Source organism: Neobacillus solisequens (assembly GCF_051233465.1).
Lineage (GTDB): Bacteria > Bacillota > Bacilli > Bacillales > Cytobacillaceae > Neobacillus.
The window spans coordinates 1-21,156 of record NZ_JBKFGJ010000006.1 but is presented as its reverse complement, the minus strand read 5'-3'; the positions used below and the strand labels follow the sequence as shown (position 1 = coordinate 21,156).

Below are 21,156 nucleotides of genomic sequence, written 5' to 3'. Positions count from 1 at the left end.
ACTCCTTCTTTATTAAGTCTACTTTGGAATTTGTCTGATGGAATATGCAGTATATAAACTACAAAAATGAATGATTCTTAAATAAACAGGTAATTAAGCCTAAAATCAATAAGATTTTTTTCAAACTTGTTGATTTTAGGCTTTTTTGCATCTCATTTAAAATAATTGAATCTTATATGATACTAATCAATTTTTTCATTAAAAATCAATTCACATCGGACTTCATCCATTCCCTAACCTTCTCTTTTGCTCCCATTCGCCAGTTCTTCACAGCCGAGATCGAAACGTTCTCAATCTCCGCTATCTCTTTGTCTGAGTAACCATTTATGAATCGTTGCAGTACCCACAGCCTTTGCTTTGGTGTCATGGTTTCGCAATAGGTTAATAGAATCTCTTTTTCAAAAGGGCAGACGGGGCAGGTATCCTCAATGGTTTCCCAATATTCCTCTTTTGGACATATGGTGTTTTCAAGATCCTTATAAAGGTTATTCAACTCAGTAAGCATACGGCCTCGGATAAAGGTATAGGCGTAGTTTGTAAAGGTTCCTTTCTCGGAATTAAACGAATTACTCGCTTCCCATAAGGCCACAAGCCCGTGCTGATAGAATTCATCCCGACGATTAAATATGTTTAATGTGTTGATGATCTTATGAATCATTGGTTCATACTGTTTTGCTAGCTGTTCAAAACTTTCCAAAGGTGTTCCCTTTCAGGAAAGCGCGCTTTTCCAAGTATTCCTAGGTGACTCCACCATATCGCGAACGAACGATTCAGGCGAATTTCCTTAAATCGCTTTTTTGCCGCTATTTAATGCAAAAATAACGTTTTTTGGCTACAAAAATCATTTTTCTCGCCAAAAAATGCACGAATTGCCCTTTTACTATCAAAGTGATAAATTTTATAATACTTCTATTCAAATGAATGGGGGATATCAATTGTCTTCGGCTATATGGATACTAGAATTAAGACGAACTGTTTGCCAGCAAAGGTGGGATAGGACGAAAGGGACATCGGTACATTTCTGTCGGAACATCAATAGGTTCAAGGATATTGTAGTTAACTAGTTTATAAAAAAATAAGAAAAACTCGACAATAAGCCGAGTTTTTCTTATTCCTATTACTGGTCAATAGAATATTGACAATTAAGTAGTAACAGGTCCTATAATTTCTAAAACGTCCTCAAAAGGAACAGGTCTGCTATATAGATACCCTTGCTGGCGAAAACAACCAAGGTTATGTAAAAATTCCTTCTGATTTTTTTGCTCTACTCCCTCGGCAATTACATCCATTCTTAGGCTGTTTGCCATGGCCACAATCGTTCTCACAATGGCTTCTTGGTCAGGATTGGTATAGATATCTTGCACGAATGATTGATCTATTTTTAAGACTTTAATCGGAAGTCTTTTCAGATAACTTAAAGATGAGTAGCCGGTTCCAAAGTCATCGAGAAGGACTTCGATTCCCATTTCTTCTAATTTTAATAGTTTTTGAGCTATGGCCTCCATGTTTTTCATCATGATGCTTTCGGTAATTTCTATTTTTAAGCAATGCGGATTAAAGTTTGTTTCATTAAGAATCTCGGTCAATTTGGTGATAAATTCATTAGTTTCGAACTGAGGTGCAGAGACGTTGACGGAAATATACGTTTCAGGGTAGCCGCTCTCATGAATTTGTTTACCGTGTAAACAGGCTGTTCTCAGAACCCACTCACCGATAGGGATGATTTGTCCCGTTTGTTCCGCAATGGGGATAAACTCCGCAGGTGAAATGAAGCCCATGGATGGATGGAACCAGCGAATTAACGCTTCAAATCCTGTAATCCTCCCTTTTTGTGTATTCATAATCGGTTGATAGTACAGTTGAAGTTCACTTTTATTGATGGCATTGACAAGACCATGGCCTAATTCCACTAGCCTTGTTAAACTTTCGGTCATACCTTCTTGATAAAATTTATAATGATTAATTCCTTCTCTTTTCGCTTGATACATGGCAGTTGCCGCTTGTTTTAAGAGATGATCCGGTTTTCTTGAGTGTTCAGAGTAGATGCTGATTCCTATACTTGCTGTAATGGGATATTCACGGCCATGGATATAGAAGGGATTCGCAATGTTTTGCAGAATATTTTTTGCTACGATTTCAACTTGGGAGAGATCGGTAATATTTTTAAGCAGGACATTAAATTCGTCTGCACCATGTCTGGAGACAAAATCACTTTGGCTCAATCCCCGTCTGATCCTCTTGGCAATCGTTTGAATAAGTTCATCACCATTTTTAAATCCAAGTGTTTCATTTACCAGCTTAAAATGATCAAGATCAATATGCAAAACAGCTATTTTCTTTTTCGTTTTCTTTACCTTGGCTATGGCATCTTTCAGTTTTGATTGCAGCATTCTCTTATTGGGTAATTTGGTTAAAGAGTCGTAAAAGGCCATAAAATGCAATTGCTCTTCAGCCCGTTTTCGTTGACTGATATCGGTAGTGACACCATCCACACGCTCTACTTCTCCAGAATCATTGATGACAGGAATGGTTAGTTCGTGAATCCATTTCATGTCTCCCTTTGAATCAATAATTCGGTATTCGAATTTGATTGAATCTCCACCTAATAAAAGTTTATCCATTTTCTCCACCAAGGCTTGATCGTGAGGATGGATGTTCTGTTTCCAAAGAAAAGGGTTCTCCAAATAGTCCTTTGGAGTATAACCATAGATTTTTTCACAAGCTTGTGACATGTGTAAAATCTGTTTGCTCTGAATATCTATTGACCATAAACATACATCAATACTATTAATGATATTTTGCAAGCTGCTTTGGTTAAATACTGAATGCTGCTTGGTTTTATTATTGTCCGTAACCTCTTTTGCAAATCCTACAATGCCAGCCAGTTGATTCATAAAATGAATGGGAATGGTGATTATTTGTAATTCGATGAGATGCTTATTCTTATGTCTGATGGATACTTGATAACTTTTTTGCTGGCCGTTTAAAGATTCCGTCAATTGGGATTTAGCCGTACTTATCGAATCTTCGTTTAGAATAGAGAGAAATGATCGCTGAAGCAGCTCGTCCCTTGAATAACCAGTTACGTCTAAGGTGGCTTCATTCAAAAGTATAAAATGACCGTTCAAATCAACAGCAAAACTTGGATCCGGATTCTGTTCAAAAAGAGATTTATATATATCTTCCAATAGCGCCGGATCTTGGAGGCTATTAAACATTTTTGTATATTCATTCCTTCCTTTACAATTAGGACCAATAATATTATCGGGTAAAATTTTCTAATTGAATAGTAAAAAATGGAGGATGTTGATATTTTGTCATACATAATTATATTTTTTATAGATAGAAGTATTAGTAGAATTTGTCGAAAATTTTTTAGGAATATTCGACATCTTTCGCTTTTTGTTCTTTATAAGATACAATACAATCATTATAAAGTAAAAGTGGAAAAATAAGGGGGGTTACCTCAATTGAAAATCAAATCTATTATTTGTTTTTTTCGAAAATACCATAAGTATGACTATTTTTCTGGAACGTGTATCAGATGCGGAAAGGTGAAAAATCATTTTTAACCAAAAGCCTAACAAGGGCTTTTTTATTTTTTGTATTTTAAACAAGGTATTAAGACAATAGCAGGAGGCAAAGGCATGAGCTAAATATAGGAGACTATTAAGCATTTTTGCGTTGTCATTCCTCCATTTACAATTAGGACCAATGATATTATCAGGTGAAAACTTCCAAGTGGATATTCAGTATAGATAATGATTTATAATCATGATTTGCCGTTGGAATTTTGAAAGCGTCGAAAAGTGGGAGAAATCGCCAGAAAAAAATAGAATGATGAAAAATATGGTATAATTTGGGTAAAAAACTTAAGGTGGAGAGAACCATGAGGAAGCCGTTGATCAGGATCTCGTTTTTATTCTTGCTAGTTTCAATTATTGTTTTTTTCAATACCCAAGAAGTAACAAAAGCAGAAACTACAAAGTCAAAAATTTCTTTTCGTATTTTATCACCTACATTAAACTCAATTGAGTATAATGATGAATTATCTATAAAAATTTCAAATATAACATCTCTTTATCAAATTAGTGCAGTAACGGCCCGAGTTGAAGGAAGGGAAGTTACCCTTACACGTACTAATAGTGAATGGGAAGGAAAAATAAATCTGGCTGGGTTAAAAAGAGGAGCGAAAACTCTTGAAGTAAAGGCCACTGATGTGTATGGGAATAATGCCACAAATAAAACTACATTTACATATACGAAACAACCAAAGCTCACCATTTATACACCGCAAGATTTCAGTTTTACAAATAGTTTTATAAGAATCAAGGCAGAAGCCTCTGATTTAGCCGGTGAAAAATGCACTATTAAAATAACGGCACCCGATGGACAGCAAATGGATGCCGTTAATAAAATTGATACCGTAATGTACCTTGATCTTACAAAAATGATGAATAGGAGTACCTCCATAACATTTGTTGCAACTAATGAGACAGGAGGGACAGTTTCCATAACGAAAACATTGTATGCTGATCCCAGTAGTTATTTAAACAAAAAATATCAAGTAAGTGGTGTAATACTAGATTTTAAGGATAATAAAATACTATATAAAACCACAAATAATGAAATAAAATTAAAAGATCTGCAGACAGCAAGTGAGACAACGATTTTTGCATATGCAGGAAGGCTTAAAGGATATATAACTCCTCAAGGGGTACTACTCGCATTATATAGTTCTTATTACAACAGTTTGTTTGTATATAAAAATAGTAATCTTATTTATATTGGTAGAGAGCTTTTGAATAGCCCTTTAAAGGTTGAAGGAAATTATGCAATATGGAACGGGGATTTAAAACCAAGTTCAAATTCGGAAGATTTTTCCGGAAGAGAAATCTATTTACTAAATTTAGAGACTGGGAATGCACAATTGGTACGTAAAGATGGAATGGTGATTGATGTCACCGCTAACGGAGAGGTCATTTTTGTATCATCAGGAGCGGTTTATCGATATTCGGATGGTAACATGATCAAGCTTTCATCTAGTGAACATGTTTCCTATACAAATGTGTTTTCAGATGGGAACATTACAGTATATGGTGATCAACCGTCTGGAAGTTACAACAGTAAATTAATTTTAAATAAGGATGGGATAGAAAAAACTATTGATGTAGATTCAATGCCTTTGGCCGTTAATAATGGCTATGTGGTATATTCGAAATCCATAAACGGAACAAGCCAAATCTTCTTATGGAAAAACGGAGTATCAAAGCAGCTGACTCATTTTGGGTTAAATGTATCACTAGAATCTCTTAGTGCAAATGGAGATGTCATTGTAAAAGCCTATGGGCTTTATTCAGATCCCGGGAATGGGTACTATTTTATTAATAGAGAAGCCAGTACACCAATAAGATTGTATACAATTGGTGTAAAAAATAAGAATTTAAACTTAAAAAATTACTGGATTGGAAATGAATTATACGGTGTGATTGGCGGTTCTATTTTAAGAATCGATCCTAATCCAATTTTTGTTACTGGTATTAAGCTTGCAGAAACAAAGCTTACATTGAATACCGGTGAACAGCATCAGTTAAAAGCTAATATACTCCCAACCACTTCAACAAATCAAAAAGTGTTCTGGTCCAGTAGTAATTCAGCTGTTGCCACAGTTAATTTTAGAGGAAAAGTAATGGCTAAAAAGGTGGGTACCGCCGTCATAACCGTTACCACAGAGGATGGAAAAAAGCAGGCAAGCTGTAGGGTAGTCGTTACAGATATAACACCACCAAAAATGCCGGTTGTGCAAGCTGTCACGAACCAGTCAACCTTTGTTACAGGAACGGCCGAAGCAGGATCAACTATAACCGTATCAATTGGCTCAAAGAAATATCTAGCTAAAGCAAATTCTAAAGGCTATTTTAAAGTAACAATTGCCAAACAAAAGACTGGAACAAAAATACTCGTCACAGCAACAGATGCCGCGGGAAATACAAGTCCTGCAAGGGTCATTATTGTAAGATAACTAAATGTCGGTAATCATCTTAAAAGATTTGCTTTTACACGGATGCTAAGAGGACATCTCTAGAATGGGACATCAAAAAATGGTACCAGTATAGGCTGAACACTCTTTTTTCGAGTGTCCTACCAACTGGTACCATTTTTAATTTTTATAAGATAACATTGCCAAAAATTAAAAGTGTGTGTAGACCACGTCCTGAATCAGTTTAATCTCAAATCTATGGTAACCGTTCAGGTTAACTATTAATATCAACTAAATAATGAAGCAACAACGTAAACATTGAACACTGCACAATAGTGTAAATCAGGAATCCCAGCTTTCCATCTTTACTCACAATCTTCGGATAAGAAAGACTTAAGAAAAAGAGTGCTGCAATTGGAATCATGTATCTTCCTTGAACCCCGCCTATTATAGGTGCTCCCACGGGACTAAAGCCTACATAAAGAGCCGTATAGATTAGGAGAAAGACTATTGAGAAAATACCTAGAAAAATAAAGCGGTCTATATTTCGTACTGGGATTGAAATCTCCGTCTCTTCCTTTATGATTCCGAATAATAGGAGCATAAAGAGATACGAGAAAATTACAATAGAAGGTGCCTGGTATAGATAATTTGATGTGGCTTTTCCCAGCATCGAAATGACTAGCGTATTCCCTTCACTATATAAGGTATCAATAAAGTACTTAACGTAATATAGCGGATGAGTTAGGACAAATTTTACTTGATCACCTGGTGAAACTCCAGGATTAATTCTTAGGTCAGGTACAGACATGTTTTTCAAATTCATCAAATTCCAAATGACAAATGGAATCATACAGCCTATAAACAAGTAGGCGAATTTTTTTATATACTCTTTTTTACTCGAAAACTTTGAAGTAGGGATAATTAAAAATAAAAAGAGTATCGGAATGTATACAATTTTTGATAAGGCTATAAACAGCCCAATTAAAATGGCAGTAGCTATATGCTTCCTGTTTATTTGATTTACCTTCCCATAGGCTAAGTGAAGAATATAGGCAACAAATAGTAAAGCAGTTGCATCGGTTATTCCATCTGCAGACAGGGAAGCTGCTAGGATCAGTGGCGCCGGGATTAACGCCAAAGTAAAGAATAGTTTTCGTTTTACCGGAACTATTTTTAAAGCCATATAGACAATTGAGATATAGGCGATTAAATTAAATAATCGACCGAGATACATCATCGCTAATGGTGAATCGAAGATCAGCCTGCCCAACATCATCCCCAATGCCTGGGGAAAATAAATTAATGGAGGGTAGGAACTGGCATAATTCCGCGTGAAAATCCTGTGGTCGGAGTCCAGCTTTTTAGCAAACTCCTGCCTCACAAGTTCATATTTAAAGCCATCCTGATGAATAAATCGGACATCCTGTACCGTATCAACGAGGCTAATGGGTATATAGTTTCCTAGTCTTTGATCAACCGTCTGATTGGTAAATTTCCCTTCGGACACTTCAAAGGAACGAAAGTAATGTTCAATTTCGTCAAATTGATCGAAAGGAGGAATGATCAATGTAATGATAAGACCAAACGGGATCGCAATAATCAGAAATACCTTATGTAAATGATCTGAACATTTCCTGATTAGGACAACGGATCCTAAAAAGAGCAGAAGTAATGCTACCCCCACTAAAACAAAGGCTGTTTTACTAAGTAGGGGCTTATTCTCTACTTTCAGGACTTTAAAAAACAAATCCCCCGGTTGCTTTTTCCCGTTTATGGTGAGACTTCCATTCTTATAAGAGTCTTTTGCACTCCTCCAAAGGGTAACCGTATTCCCGCTCTGTAAGTGATGTCCCTCAAGACTTACGATATAACCTTTCCCTTTTGCTTGATGAACCGGTGGAAAGTCTATATAAAAGTTTTTGACATCCGGAAGCTTGGAAAGACTTAACTTCTGTCTGGAAATCATTTTTCCGCTTTTTTGTTCCTTTAACGTAAAAAGGAGAGTTCCGTGATTTTTCCTGCCGTAGGTTCCGAACTGTAATTGAACCCGTGAAAATGTATTTTCTTCCACACGAAATGACTGGGATAACTTCATATTCCCAGTTAATTCTCCAAGAGTCATATCGTTTCTTTGTTGATTGACTACAAGGTGCTCAGATTCACGTTCGTGGATAAAAATACCTCTATTTTCATAGATGTATAAAGAAGAAAAGAAAAAAACAATAGTGATTATCAGCCATGGCAGCCAGTAATCTTTGATTTCTGACTGAATCCATTGTTTGTAACCTGCCATGCTAGTAGAGATGCTCCTTTACTAGAGATTTTGCCATGATTTAACGGGTGATGAGATAGACCCCAAATAGAATCACACCTGTTCCAACCCATCTTGTAACAGGAATACTCTCTTTAAATAAAAAAAGGGCAATAAATATAGCAAACACATAGGCCAAACTTTGTAATGGATACAAAAAGCTTAGTGGCAGCTTAGAGAGTAGATACATCCAAATGCCTGTTGCAGCGATATAAAGAACAAAGCCTGCTAAAATAAACGGCGAAAAAAAGAATTGGAAGAACTTTTGAATGATATTTCCGTGCAGATGCAAGTTTTCAAGTCCAATCTTCCAAGAAGTCTGACCCAATACCAAACAAAGAATATTAGCTAAAATAAGTATGTATTTCATGTATGTAACCTTCCGTCCATAGTTTCATTTGCCTGCATTTTTTCAATTTCCTTTTTTAAAATACCAACCTCCTGGACCACATGAGTTAATTTATTTGATAACTTGGATATGGTTAAGGTCAGACTAAAAATAAGAAAGAATTGAAAAACAAATGATAACAGGAAAATGGCATTTACAGGCTCCACAATACTAAGTGTGGAAGCAATAAATTCGGCAATTTTCGAAAATGATGCTAACAAGATATTCACAACACAAAAAAATAACCAAATTAATGAATATCGTAATTCTAGACGATACTTTCTAATCATATTAACAATGATAATGAATGTAATGATAGAAGCAATAAATAAAATGATTTGCAGTTGTGTAGTAATCATAATTCTCACCTAAAAAGATTCTAGTGGCCTACGTCAGCCCAATTTTTCTTAAATTATCAATAATGATGGCTAGGGAAACTTTAATCATGTAATAAATTGATCGTATAAAGTTTATACTGGACTCTCCGCCCTCGCGTTCATTCATCACGACGGGAACTTCTTTAATGGAATAATTATTCCGCAATAGATAAACGATGGATTCAGGTTCGGGATAGTCCGATGGATACCGGTTACTAAATAACGTGATGACTCGGCGATTGCAAGCTCTAAATCCTGAAGTAGGGTCGGTAATTTTCTTTTTTTGTAAAAAATAAATTAAGCGGCTGAAATAGTTGATGCCAATTCTTCTCATAAACGAAGATTGAAAGCCCGCTTTCTCTAAGTACCGGGATCCAATGATAAGGTCAGCTTCACCTTTTATAAGTGGATCGATTAGGGATTGAATATACAAAGGATTATGCTGTCCATCTCCATCTACCTGAATCGCAATATCATACCCATGCTTTTCAGCGTACTTATATCCTGTTTGCACAGCCCCGCCAATCCCTAGATTGGAAGGAAGATCTATGACGTTGAATCCGAAATCCCGACACATTTCTGAAGTATTATCGGTCGAGCAATCATTAATAACAATTACATCTACGTTCTTTATGTTACTGAAAAGTTCAGCTAAACGATGAATATTGGCGCCCTCATTAAAAGCAGGAACAATGGCCAGAACCTTCATGACAAAATAACTCCCTTTTAAAATAGTAATCTATCTCTATTTAATCCGCAGATGAAACTTTGTGTAAAAATATGGAAATAAAAATTAAACACTTTAAAATTATAACATAACGATACTATTCTTCAAATTATCGACATATAGTTCACAAATTGTTCACATTTTTAAAATAGTAAAAGATATCAATATATGACTATTTGAAACAAATCAGATTGGGTGGATATGGGTTGGGTTTGGGTGAAAACATTTGGGTGACAGGCACCGTTCGTGGACAATTGTCCTTTTGTGGTGGACACTCAGGAGTTGGTAGGGGGCCGACATCCACATACTTAAAACCATTCTTAATTCCAAGTTGCTGTCATATTATAAACTAAAAAACTTGGACAAAGGTGATGGGTATTTATCAGCAAATAATGGCGACGGTAGTTGGCAGTTTTCTTTTGGGTATAGGGGTTAATGGTTTTTTGATCCCGCATCATTTTATTGACGGCGGAATTTTGGGGCTGGCTTTGATCCTACATTACTTTTTGAAGGTTCCGACGGGTTTTGCAATGGTGGGACTGAGCCTGCCTATTTGTTTATTAGCCTCAAAGAATGAAAAAACCTATTTCTTAAGTAGTTTATTTGGTTTGTTTTTATCGTCCATATTTATTGATGTTCTCGCACCTCTTCGTTACCAATTTCTGATTTCTCCGCTAACAAGTGCTATCATTGGGGGAATGGTCATTGGGATAGGTGTTGGGCTCATGCTGTATTACAAGACAAGCTCAGGAGGGACGGATCTGCTGGCTAAAATGATTTCAAAATCTCTTTCGTTGAATATCGCATGGATTATTATCTTCATCGATGGGTTGATTGTATTAGCAGGTCTTTCTGTGTTGAATTTGGATCGAATTTTTTATTCTTGTGTCGTGATCGTTGTTGGTGGGGTGACCACCTCTATGATTGAGGGGAGATAGAAGGCCATGTGAGTTCCAAAAGCCTTTAAAGGCTCAGTAGACTTTAAATGGATGAAAGACAAGTACCTCATTTTTAATAATGGTATTGTCCATCATAGCTGGGATGAAAGACATCAGGCTTCTATTAGAAATGAAAACTGTCCTTCATAAGCTTGATGAAGGACACTGACATGGTTAGTAACAAGTCTTTTGTCTTTCAAAACGCAATTTGCCATAAAGGCTTTTTACATGCAAAGATTTTCATTATATTTGGGACCATATGATACATAATATTGCGACTAGTTTTATTGTATATAAAATCAATTTTGTTGACCTTAGTAATCCCAGTAAGAATTAGCGAAGAAAATCTTATGATTGATACCCCCGTTCACCACTCATTATAATAATAGTAGTTTAACAACTTTGGAATCGAGTGTGAAATAGAAATGGCCATTTTAAAAAATGATTGGTCTCCTTTGTTGGAAGGAGAGTTTGAAAAGCCGTATTATCAACGGCTAAGGGGAATTTTAAAAGAAGAGTATCAAACGAGAGTGATCTATCCGGAGCAATACGATATATTTAATGCCTTGCATCTTACTCCGTTTCATCAGACGAAGGTGGTCATTATCGGACAAGATCCGTATCATGGCCCGGGACAGGCACATGGATTAAGCTTTTCTGTTAAACCAGGCGTGGGTATTCCGCCATCATTGCAAAATATTTATAAAGAACTGAAAGCGGATTTGGGGTGCACGATCCCGAATAATGGGTTCCTTGTAAAATGGGCCGAGCAAGGCGTACTGATGTTGAATGCGACATTAACGGTGCGTGCAGGGACACCGAATTCTCATAAAGACCTTGGGTGGGACCTATTTACGGACAAAGTGATTGAAACCTTAAATCAGCGGGAAACACCGGTTGTGTTTATCCTTTGGGGGAATTTTGCGCAACAAAAAGAACAGTTGATTACCTCACCGCATCATTACATCATCAAATCTCCGCACCCAAGTCCTTTTTCTGCCAATAGGGGGTTCTTTGGCAGCCGACCGTTTTCCAGAACAAATGCGATTCTGCGGGAAATAGGGTTGGAGGAAATTGATTGGCAAATTCCTGATTTATAGAGGGATTTCGTTATTTTTTAAAAGGCTCTTTAAACTTGTATGTTGATTTCCACTCCAGGCACTTCGCTTTCCGTGGGCGTTTCGGCGAGTCTCCTCGGCGCTTGCGCCTGCGGGGTCTGTCCAGAACCGTACTCCCACAGGACATTGATTTTCTACCTAGAATTCGCCCACGCACGAAGGAAATACGGTAGCATTTTCGAGGAGTCTTCGTGCCTTCCGCTCCAATCAACAGGGTTTAAAATCAACCGTATTCTTTAACATAGCCTTTTAAAAAAAGGTACCTGACCGTGATAGTGGGCAGGTACCTTTCCATTTATACACAAGCTTTAAATTCGCTCATAATATTGTTGATGATTGTTTGAACTGGTAGGATTTCTTTGATTTCATGGACTCTGGCTCCGGCAAAAACTAGACCATTCTCGCAATCTCCATTCATCGATGTGATCAAAGAATCAAGCGTACAGAAACGATAAGAACAATTTTTCAAGCAATCCATGCACTTTTTGATTTTCACCTTTTTGTCATCTGAAATAAGATCAATAAAATGGTTTTTAATGGCACGCCCCTGGAGACCAACCGTTGTTTTGACCAAAATGGTATCTTCCTTTTTGGCTTGTACATATTTTTCTTTAAACGTTAATGGGGCATCACATTCATCACTAGCGACGAATCTGGTTCCGATCTGTACACCAGACGCTCCCGCGCGTAGGGCTCTCGCAACATCTTCCCCCGTCATGATTCCCCCAGCAGCAATGACCGGGATCGTAACAGCTTCCACCACTTCAGGCAAAATATCAAACAAAGGTCTATCTGTACCAAGGTGTCCGCCGGCCTCATGACCTTCCACCACAACGGCTGAAGCACCAAGACGTTCTGACAATCTAGCCAGTTTTGCGGAAGATACAATCGAAATAACGGGAATACCGGATTCTTTTCCCCAAGCATACATATCTCTAGAAATTCCAGCGCCTGATATGATGAAATCAACTTTTTCATCAATGGCTGCCTTCATTTTTTCAGCAAAGTCATTCATAGCGAAAAGAACGTTTACTCCTATATAGCCTGAATCCTTTATATTTTCCTTCGCTTTTCTTATATGTGATCGCATTTCATCAACGGAAATTCCAGTTCCTGATATAATCCCAATGCCCCCAGCATTTGCAACAGCAGAGGCAAGTCCGCTTAAAGAGATTCCTACACCCATGCCACCCTGCATGATTGGTACCTTTGGCATCATATGACCTATTTTTAATTGTGGAAAATTCAAGAAAAAAACCCCATTTCATTACGTTTTTTAAGTAAACCTAATATCCACCACTTTAAACAATAGGGTGTCTAAAAAATAGTGATGAATGTAATGGTCCATCCTCACAGTTATAAATAAATTACTAATTGCCACATAATGTTCAAATTTAACGTTTTCAGGGAGAGGTCAATTTGTTGATGTTAAATAATATTTTCTGAAAATATTGAGCGTATTGACAATTCTAAAAATGACTGATAAGGTTATAAAAAAAATATTTCTTATCCAGAGAGGTAGAGGGACTGGCCCGATGAAACCTCAGCAACAGGTCTGCTTAAGATACTGTGCTAATTCCAGCGGGTGATTAACCTGATAGATAAGAGCGGTCCGTTTCTATTTGTCAGTGAAGCACTCATTTTTGAGTGCTTTTTGTTTTTTCTGGATAGCTAAAAAGGAGAGTATGAATGGAAAACAACAATGGGAGAGAATTTCAAAGGGAAATGAAAACGCGTCATATTGTCATGCTATCGCTTGGCGGTGTGATTGGAACTGGATTATTTTTAAGTTCGGGCTATACGATTCAACAGGCAGGTCCGTTTGGGACGATCTTATCCTATCTGATTGGTGCATTAGTGGTGTATCTAGTCATGCTTTGTTTGGGAGAGCTTTCTGTACATATGCCTGAAACGGGTGCCTTTCATACCTTTGCAGCTAAATACATCGGACCAGGAACAGGATATACGGTCGCCTGGTTGTATTGGTTAACGTGGACGGTTGCCTTAGGTTCTGAATTTACGGCTGCGGGAATGCTTATGCAAAGATGGTTTCCATCGGTCAATGTTTGGATCTGGAGTGCCTTTTTTGCCGTTTTAATTTTTATCATTAATGTATTAACGGTTAAATTTTTCGCTGAAACTGAATTCTGGTTCTCATCTATAAAGGTCATCGCCATTGTGGTCTTTATTATTTTAGGTGTAGCGGCGATGGTAGGCATTCTTCCCATGTCCCATTCAAACTCAGCACCTTTCTTTTCAAATTTGGTAAAAGGGGGCCTGTTTCCTAATGGTGCTTTTGCCATTCTCATAACCATGCTTGCGGTGAATTTTGCATTTTCAGGAACGGAATTAATCGGGATTGCAGCTGGAGAAACAGCGAATCCGCAAAAAACAATCCCGAAGGCCATTCGCACGACTTTATGGAGATTGATCCTCTTTTTTGTAGGAACCATCATTGTATTATCTGCGCTACTGCCTATGAACGATGCTGGCGTATTAGAGAGTCCGTTTGTTGCTGTTCTAGAACGTATAGGGGTGCCTTACTCTGCCGACATTATGAACTTTGTGATCTTAACAGCCATTTTATCTGCTGCCAATTCAGGACTGTATGCTTCCTCAAGAATGCTTTGGTCATTAGCTAATAAGAAGACCATTTCACCCATGTTTGCCAAAATGACTAAACAGGGTGTTCCCATCAATGGCGTTATTTTCAGTATGTTAGGCGGAGTTTTATCTTTGTTCTCTAGCATTGTTGCACCAGATACTGTATACATTGTGCTAGTATCCATTTCCGGTCTAGCTGTGGTGGTTGTATGGATGAGTATTAGTGCCTCCCAGTACCTATTTCGCAGACAATTTTTAAAAGAAGGAAATTCAATAGAGGACTTGGTTTATCGTACGCCACTTTATCCGTTTGTTCCAATTTTGTCATTTATCTTGTGTCTTGCATCCTGTATTGGAATTGCGTTTGATCCAACTCAACGAATAGCCTTATATTGTGGTATTCCATTTATATTACTCTGCTACGGCAGCTACTATCTTACACAAAATCTAAAGAAAAGAGGCGCCCATTATGTCCAACAAAATCAACCCAATTGATACCATTTTATCCCAACATTCTATTATGCTTCTAGATGGAGCCTTAGCGACAGAACTGGAGTCCCATGGATGTAATTTGGATGATCCCCTTTGGTCTGCACGTGTGTTACTTGAAAATCCTGAATTGATTTATCAGGTTCATTCTGATTATTTTCGTGCCGGGGCGGACTGTGCCATTACGGCAAGTTATCAGGCAACAATTGATGGTTTTTCCGCTCGTGGAATAGAAAAGAAGGAAGCTTTAGAATTAATGAAGCAAACAGTGCTGCTGGCAAGAAGGGCAAGAGATGATTTTTGGAAGGAAACTGCGCAGCATAATCGGCCTAAGCCATTAGTGGCTGCATCTGTTGGACCATATGGAGCTTACCTAGCTGATGGTTCAGAGTATGTAGGAAATTACGGCGTAACAGATGAAAGATTAGTAGAATTCCATCGTCCTAGAATGGAAGCATTGATTGAAGCCGGAGCCGATTTATTAGCATTTGAAACGATCCCTTCTTTACAAGAGGCGAAAGTGTTATCGTCCCTATTGCGAGAATTTCCGGAGGTATATGCATGGCTATCCTTTTCTTTGAAAAATGAAAAAGAAATTAGTGATGGTACTAAGCTTGCGGAGTGTGCACAGTATTTTGACGAGGACCAACAAATCATTGCCATTGGTATAAATTGTGCACCAGTAACCTATGTTACTAGTGCCATTAAGGAGTTGCGCACGAACACGAAAAAGCCTATTCTGGTATATCCAAATTCGGGAGAAACCTATAATCCGGTAACAAAAACTTGGCATGGCCAAGAATTATGTGGAAGGTTCGAACTGCAATCCGAAGAATGGTACAGAGCAGGAGCAAGGTTGATCGGAGGATGCTGCCGAACAACGCCCCATCACATTGAAGAACTTTCAAAAAAGTGGCGCTACTAAAAGCATGAATGTGTCTAATTTCATCGACATTTTTCGAGAATTGACAGGTATATCTCAATTAATCAAACGTTTGATTAAGACCGATATTTTTACAGAAAAGGAAACAAAAGCCTTGAATAGCAAGGCTTTTTTTATTTTAAAGGAGTGAAAAAATGGCAAAATAGGTGTAGTATTTTGTCTAAAATTTAGACTATTGTAAATATTTACATAAATAGATTGGTAGATTACAATTTTACATGTACTATTTTTTTAATAGAGATAAAGGGAGGCTAAATCGTGAAGAAGAGAGGAAAATTAAAGGTTTTCTCCAGCATTGCGGCAACAACCTTGGCAACATCGGCACTATTTTCTAGTTGTTTTGCAGTACCAAAGATTTCCCCTGTTGCAGCAAAGACGGCTTATACTGCAGAGTCAGCCACAATGGACATGAACATTATTGACCAGGACAGGCTGGCAAAAGCACTACAGAAAAGAGGACTTATTTCAAAGGATGCATCCGGTGAAGAAATCGCAAAGGCTGTAAACGCTTACATTAAAAAGAAGCAGGGAGAAAAGCCGGGCAAGTCCGACAAAGTCCTAACAAAAGAGCAGCAGGAAATGGACAAAAAGGCAAAAGACTTTTTAACCAAGCAAAAGGACAAGCTGGTTGCCCAGCTTAATAAAGGCCACGAAAATTTCAAAAAGGGCAAGCCGAATGGTGAAGTGAAAGTAGACTCTGCCAAGCAGGCCTCGTATAACGGATCTGTCCGTGAGGATAAAGTGCTAGTTTTGCTAGTAGAATATGCAGACTTTAAACACAACAACATTGAGCAAGAACCAGGATATATGTACGCCAAAGATTTCAATCGCGATCATTATCAAAAAATGCTGTTTGGCAATGAAGATTTCACCTTATTTAATGGTGATAAGGTAAAAACATTTAAACAATATTACGAAGAGCAATCTGGCGGCAGCTATACCGTAACAGGAAACGTTTCTGATTGGCTAACGGTTCCAGGGAATGCTGCTGATTACGGTAGCGATGCCCCAGAGGGTGGCAACGATAACAAGCCGGGAACCAAGGGTCCTCGCGGTCTAGTAAAAGATGCCCTGAATGCGGCTGTAGCAAAAGGGGTCAATTTAGCTGATTATGATAAATTGGATATCTATGACATTGATGGCGATGGAAATATTAACGAGCCAGACGGCTTGGTTGATCATCTGATGGTTCTTCATGCTGGTGTAGGTCAAGAAGCTGGCGGCGGAGCACTAGGTGACGATGCCATTTGGTCTCACCGCTGGGATCTAGGCGGTGTTTATTCCGTACCAAATACAAAAGCGGCGGTAGATTATTGGAAAGAAGGCAGAATGGCTGCGTACGACTACACCATCGAGCCTGAAGAAGGAGCAGTTGGCGTATTTGCACACGAGTTTGGCCATGATTTAGGTCTTCCGGACGAATATGATACCCAGTATACCGGTCAAGGTGAGCCAGTTGCCTCATGGTCCATCATGAGCGGCGGCAGCTGGAACGGACACATTGCCGGCACCCAGCCACCAAGTTTTTCACCGCAAAACAAAGAGTTTTTCCAAAAAGTATTGGGCGGCAACTGGGCAAATATTACGGAAGTAGATTATAAAGATCTTGATCAAAACGGTCTAGCAGCTGTTCTTGATCAGAGTGTAACCAAATCCAAGAACCCTGGAATTGTGAAAGTAAACCTTCCTGAAAAGCAAATTCCAGGAATACCACCTAAATTTGGGGCCAAGTACTACTACAGTACAAAAGGGGATGACCTACATACTGTAATGGAAACCCCGAACTTTGATTTAACAAATGCAAGCCATGCAACGTTTGCTTACAAGGCGTTGTACGATGTGGAAACCAATTATGATTACGTAAATGTAACCGCTGTTGCATCTGACGGTACACAGAAAGTAGTGGATGTCATCGGTGATGAATCGGATGTAGTACGCGGAAACTCCGCTTTTGAGTCCACTAAAGGTCAATGGGTAGATAAATCTTATGACTTAAGCGAATTTGCCGGTAAGAAAGTAAAACTTGTTTTTGAATACGTAACAGATGGTGGACTGGCTCCAGATGGTTTTGCAATGGATAATTTGTCATTAACAGTAGATGGCAATGTTGCATTCTCCGATGATGCAGAGGGAACACCAAAAGTAGCATTGAACGGGTTTGAAGTATCTGACGGCTGGATCAAGAAACCACATTATTATTATCTAGAGTGGAGAAACTATTCTGGATCTGATGCGGCATTACAGTACTCCCGTGGGGTGAAATATAATACTGGTTTAGTAGTTTGGTATGGCGATGAAACGTTTACCGATAACTGGACGGGCGTTCATCCGGGCGAAGGCTTCCTTGGTGTTGTCGATTCCCATCCTGAAGCGATCATGGGTAAATCCGTTACTGACGGTTCTCCAACCATTAAGCAAAGCACAAGATACCAGATTGCCGATGCTGCCTTCTCCTTAGACCAGACACCTGCATGGTATATTGAAAATGCAGTCCGTGGAATTTACGATTACAAAGGTCTTCCAGGCGTAAAAACGTTCGATGCCACGAAGACATACACAAACACCGTTATTCCTGATGCCGGACGAATTGTTCCAGCACAGTATCCGCTTAAAATCCAAGTAATCGGTGAAGCAAAAGACAATTCTGCCGGTGCCGTTTGGATTCACAAATAAAATTACGCGTGCTTGATTGCAATACCACGCTAAAAACCCCTTTTCCTCGGAAAAGGGGTTTTTATTTTCTCCCAGTTACATCGTGAAATAGGTGATGACCGATAAAAGAATGGAAGTAATCGACATAGCCAGAAGTGGTCGTAACGCCTTCGTGCGAAGGTTTTTCAGACTAACATTTAAACCTAATCCAATCATGGCCATCGTCAAGATAAAAGAAGTGAAGAAGGATACTCCATTTAGGATACTAGCTGAAATCGTGATCGAATGGCCAAGGACGTAGCTTCCGAACAGGCTCATAATCATGAATCCTATTAGAAACCAGGGGAATTCAATTTTTGTATCGGAATCAGATTCTCTATTTCCTCTACGTTTCATCCAATACATAAGAATAAAACTGAGTGGAACAAGTAAGAAGACACGGCCTAGTTTGGCTAACAAAGCAATTGCGAGGGCATTTGGTCCGGCTGGTGCTCCGGCCAGAGCTACGTGTGCAATTTCATGTAAACTTACCCCCGACCAAATACCGTATTGTAGAGCAGTTAAGGGGATAAACGGCCTTAAAATGGTATAGGCTGTGGCGAAAATGGTTCCAACCAATGCAATGATCCCTGCCCCCATTGCGGTATCTTCATCTTTTGCTTGCAAGATCGGTGAAACAGCGGCAATTGCTGCTGCACCACAGACACCTGTTCCAATTCCAAGTAGCAAGGATAAAGAAGAATCTGCTTTGAATAATTTTGCAAGGAATGTGGTAAGGAATATTGAAAAAACAATGGTTCCGACATCTCTTACAAGTAACCCCAATCCTTGATGTAGAACAACATGGATATTTAGTTTTAATCCAAAAAGAATAATTGCCAGTCTTAACAGTCTTTTGGCAGAAAATTGAATCCCTGTACGCAGTCGCTCCGGGTATCCCCATATTTGTCGATAAACAACTGCGATCAAAATGGCACAGGCAAGTTGCCCGACACGGTCTAGACCAGGCAGTTTGGACAATCCAAAACCAGCCAATGCAATAACAAAAGTAAAAATAATTCCTCCAAGCCAACTTTCTATTGTAGAATACCTCGGCTGCTTGCCTATCGTATGATGTTTAGCTACTGTATTCGTCATTTTATGATTTCCCTTCAAGATGATTTCCTGTGTCCATCATATGCCTCTTACAGTAATAAGTAAAATTAGTTATTATAATGATGATGATAAGTAAATGTTTATTATAAAACTTATTGAATATAAAGGAGGAGACGAAATGGACCAAGCCTTACATGTTTTTATTACAGTGGCAGAACAACAAAATTTCACACGTGCTGCTGAAATTCTCCATATGACACAGCCGGCAGTCAGCAGTTATATACAGAACTTAGAGAAGTCATTGAATATAAAATTATTAGAAAGAACGAATAAGTTTGTCAGGCTTAATAAAGCAGGAGAAATTGTTTATCATCACGCAAAGAATATTCTAGGTCTCTATACCAGGATGGAAAATCTGTTGGATGATCTAAAACATACAGCAAGTGGTACCCTGTCTATTGGCTCAAGCTATACCTATGGCGAATACATTCTCCCACATAAAATTGCAGCCTTACTTAAGACGTATCCGCAATTAAATCCAACTATCATGATAAGGAATTCGAATGAAATTATAGAATTGGTCTTACATCACCAAATTGACGTAGGGATCATAGAGGGAGAATTAAAAACAGAGAAACTAAAGATTACGCCATTTGCCTATGATCATTTATCCATCATAGCAGCACCGAGCCATTCTTTATTTAACAAAGACAAAATAAGCTCTTTTGATTTAAGCCAGGAGACGTGGCTCATTCGTGAGGAGGGTTCAGGGACAAGAGAAATGCAGGAAAAGGGCTTCCAACGATTGAATTTTTATCCCAAGAATGTTATGACCTTTGGCAGTACCCAAGTGATTAAGGAAGCCATTGAAGCTGGTTTAGGAATTTCTTTGCTCTCACACTCGGCTATTAAAAATGAATTGCAGCTGGGAAAGCTAAAGTTACTGGAAATCGAAGGGTTTCCCATGATGAGGAATTTTTCACTTGTGACCCCAAATGTCAAATTCCAAACAAAAGCCACTGAGGTTTTTGTTGAATTATTGGTAGGTGAAGGGAAGTGAACACCCCAGAAATAAATCAGATTAGGGATCAGTAAAAACGTGTACTGGGTACAGAACTAGTGCCACAGCATTTGCACACTGGTTAGGAAACCATACTTACGAATGGTTTCTTTTTTTTTTAAGGCAGCGCAAAAAAAAGCAAGGAAGAGTCCGAAGTCGAGGTACCTTCAGACAAGGCATCGCAAAAAAATAGTGGAAGAGTCCGAAGCCGAGGCACCTTCGGACAAGGCATCGCAAAAAAATAGTGGAAGGGTCCGAAGCTGAGGCACCTTCGGACAAGGCATCGCAAAAAAATAGTGGAAGGGTCCGAAGCTGAGGCACCTTCGGACAAGGCATCGCAAAAAAATAGTGGAAGGGTCCGAAGCTGAGGCACCTTCGGACAAGACAGCGTAAAAAAAGCAAGGAAGAGTCCGAAGCCGAGGCACCTTCGGACAGGACAGCGCGAAAAAAGCAAGGAAGAGTCCGAAGCCG

Annotated in this window: 15 protein-coding genes and 1 riboswitch; of the genes, 7 read left to right on the top strand and 8 right to left on the bottom strand. The window is 38.6% G+C overall.

Going from position 1 to position 21,156, the window contains the following annotated elements; genetic code table 11:
* Positions 1-205 precede the first annotated feature (205 nt).
* Complete coding sequence (locus ACI3K6_RS07665) at positions 206-697, bottom strand: sigma-70 family RNA polymerase sigma factor (protein WP_435554358.1); 492 nt, start codon at positions 695-697, stop codon at positions 206-208.
* A gap of 445 nt (positions 698-1,142) precedes the next feature.
* Complete coding sequence (locus ACI3K6_RS07660; RefSeq protein WP_435554357.1) at positions 1,143-3,218, bottom strand: sensor domain-containing protein; 2,076 nt, start codon at positions 3,216-3,218, stop codon at positions 1,143-1,145.
* Between the two features lie 671 nt (positions 3,219-3,889).
* Between ACI3K6_RS07660 and ACI3K6_RS07655 the strand changes: the two genes are divergently transcribed.
* Positions 3,890-6,022, top strand: coding sequence for an Ig-like domain-containing protein (locus ACI3K6_RS07655; RefSeq protein ID WP_435554356.1), 2,133 nt, complete (start codon positions 3,890-3,892; stop codon positions 6,020-6,022).
* A 232-nt stretch (positions 6,023-6,254) separates the two neighbouring features.
* On the opposite strand, the gene ACI3K6_RS07650 is transcribed toward ACI3K6_RS07655, so the two are convergent.
* Genes ACI3K6_RS07650 through ACI3K6_RS07635 form a run of 4 tightly spaced genes read right to left on the bottom strand, consistent with a single transcriptional unit; the run spans position 6,255 to position 9,768 of the window.
* Positions 6,255-8,276, bottom strand: coding sequence for a DUF2142 domain-containing protein (locus ACI3K6_RS07650; protein WP_435554355.1), 2,022 nt, complete (start codon positions 8,274-8,276; stop codon positions 6,255-6,257).
* Positions 8,277-8,316: 40 nt separating this feature from the next.
* The gene (locus ACI3K6_RS07645) at positions 8,317-8,664 is read right to left on the bottom strand and encodes an EamA family transporter (RefSeq protein ID WP_435554354.1); all 348 of its coding nucleotides are present in this window, start codon (positions 8,662-8,664) and stop codon (positions 8,317-8,319) included.
* Positions 8,661-9,041, bottom strand: coding sequence for a DUF2304 domain-containing protein (locus ACI3K6_RS07640; RefSeq protein ID WP_335476667.1), 381 nt, complete (start codon positions 9,039-9,041; stop codon positions 8,661-8,663). Before ACI3K6_RS07640 ends, ACI3K6_RS07645 begins: the two co-directional genes overlap by 4 nt.
* 28 nt (positions 9,042-9,069) lie before the next feature.
* The gene (locus tag ACI3K6_RS07635; RefSeq protein WP_335476668.1) at positions 9,070-9,768 is read right to left on the bottom strand and encodes a glycosyltransferase family 2 protein; all 699 of its coding nucleotides are present in this window, start codon (positions 9,766-9,768) and stop codon (positions 9,070-9,072) included.
* Positions 9,769-10,157: 389 nt separating this feature from the next.
* On the opposite strand from ACI3K6_RS07635, the gene ACI3K6_RS07630 reads away from it, so the two are divergent.
* Together ACI3K6_RS07630 and ACI3K6_RS07625 are read left to right on the top strand one after the other, a co-directional pair.
* Positions 10,158-10,724 carry a YitT family protein gene (locus ACI3K6_RS07630; protein WP_435554353.1) on the top strand — a complete coding sequence of 189 codons (567 nt, stop codon included), beginning with the start codon at positions 10,158-10,160 and terminating at the stop codon, positions 10,722-10,724.
* 425 nt (positions 10,725-11,149) lie between these two features.
* Positions 11,150-11,824: a uracil-DNA glycosylase gene (locus tag ACI3K6_RS07625; protein ID WP_435554352.1), complete on the top strand. Its 675-nt coding sequence runs from the start codon at positions 11,150-11,152 to the stop codon at positions 11,822-11,824.
* A 313-nt stretch (positions 11,825-12,137) separates the two neighbouring features.
* Here ACI3K6_RS07625 and ACI3K6_RS07620 read toward each other — a convergent pair whose 3' ends face one another.
* Entirely contained in the window at positions 12,138-13,091 is a 954-nt protein-coding gene (locus ACI3K6_RS07620; protein ID WP_435554351.1) for an NAD(P)H-dependent flavin oxidoreductase, read from the bottom strand.
* 254 nt (positions 13,092-13,345) lie between these two features.
* A riboswitch (SAM riboswitch) is annotated at positions 13,346-13,450 on the top strand.
* Positions 13,451-13,531: 81 nt separating this feature from the next.
* On the opposite strand from ACI3K6_RS07620, the gene mmuP reads away from it, so the two are divergent.
* The 3 genes from mmuP to ACI3K6_RS07605 all read left to right on the top strand — a co-directional run bounded on the left by mmuP (position 13,532) and on the right by ACI3K6_RS07605 (position 18,551).
* Complete coding sequence (gene mmuP / locus ACI3K6_RS07615) at positions 13,532-14,941, top strand: S-methylmethionine permease (RefSeq protein ID WP_435554350.1); 1,410 nt, start codon at positions 13,532-13,534, stop codon at positions 14,939-14,941.
* Entirely contained in the window at positions 14,916-15,860 is a 945-nt protein-coding gene (mmuM, locus tag ACI3K6_RS07610; RefSeq protein WP_435554349.1) for a homocysteine S-methyltransferase, read from the top strand. The genes mmuP and mmuM overlap by 26 nt, the downstream gene beginning before the upstream one ends.
* Positions 15,861-16,136: 276 nt before the next feature.
* Positions 16,137-18,551 carry an immune inhibitor A domain-containing protein gene (locus ACI3K6_RS07605; protein WP_435554348.1) on the top strand — a complete coding sequence of 805 codons (2,415 nt, stop codon included), beginning with the start codon at positions 16,137-16,139 and terminating at the stop codon, positions 18,549-18,551.
* A gap of 75 nt (positions 18,552-18,626) precedes the next feature.
* Here ACI3K6_RS07605 and ACI3K6_RS07600 read toward each other — a convergent pair whose 3' ends face one another.
* Positions 18,627-19,667, bottom strand: a complete 1,041-nt coding sequence (locus tag ACI3K6_RS07600) for a YeiH family protein (protein WP_435554347.1) — start codon at positions 19,665-19,667, stop codon at positions 18,627-18,629.
* A gap of 136 nt (positions 19,668-19,803) precedes the next feature.
* On the opposite strand from ACI3K6_RS07600, the gene ACI3K6_RS07595 reads away from it, so the two are divergent.
* Positions 19,804-20,685 (top strand): LysR family transcriptional regulator, encoded by an 882-nt coding sequence (locus ACI3K6_RS07595; protein WP_435554346.1) that lies wholly within the window; start codon positions 19,804-19,806, stop codon positions 20,683-20,685.
* The last annotated feature ends 471 nt before the right edge of the window (positions 20,686-21,156 follow it).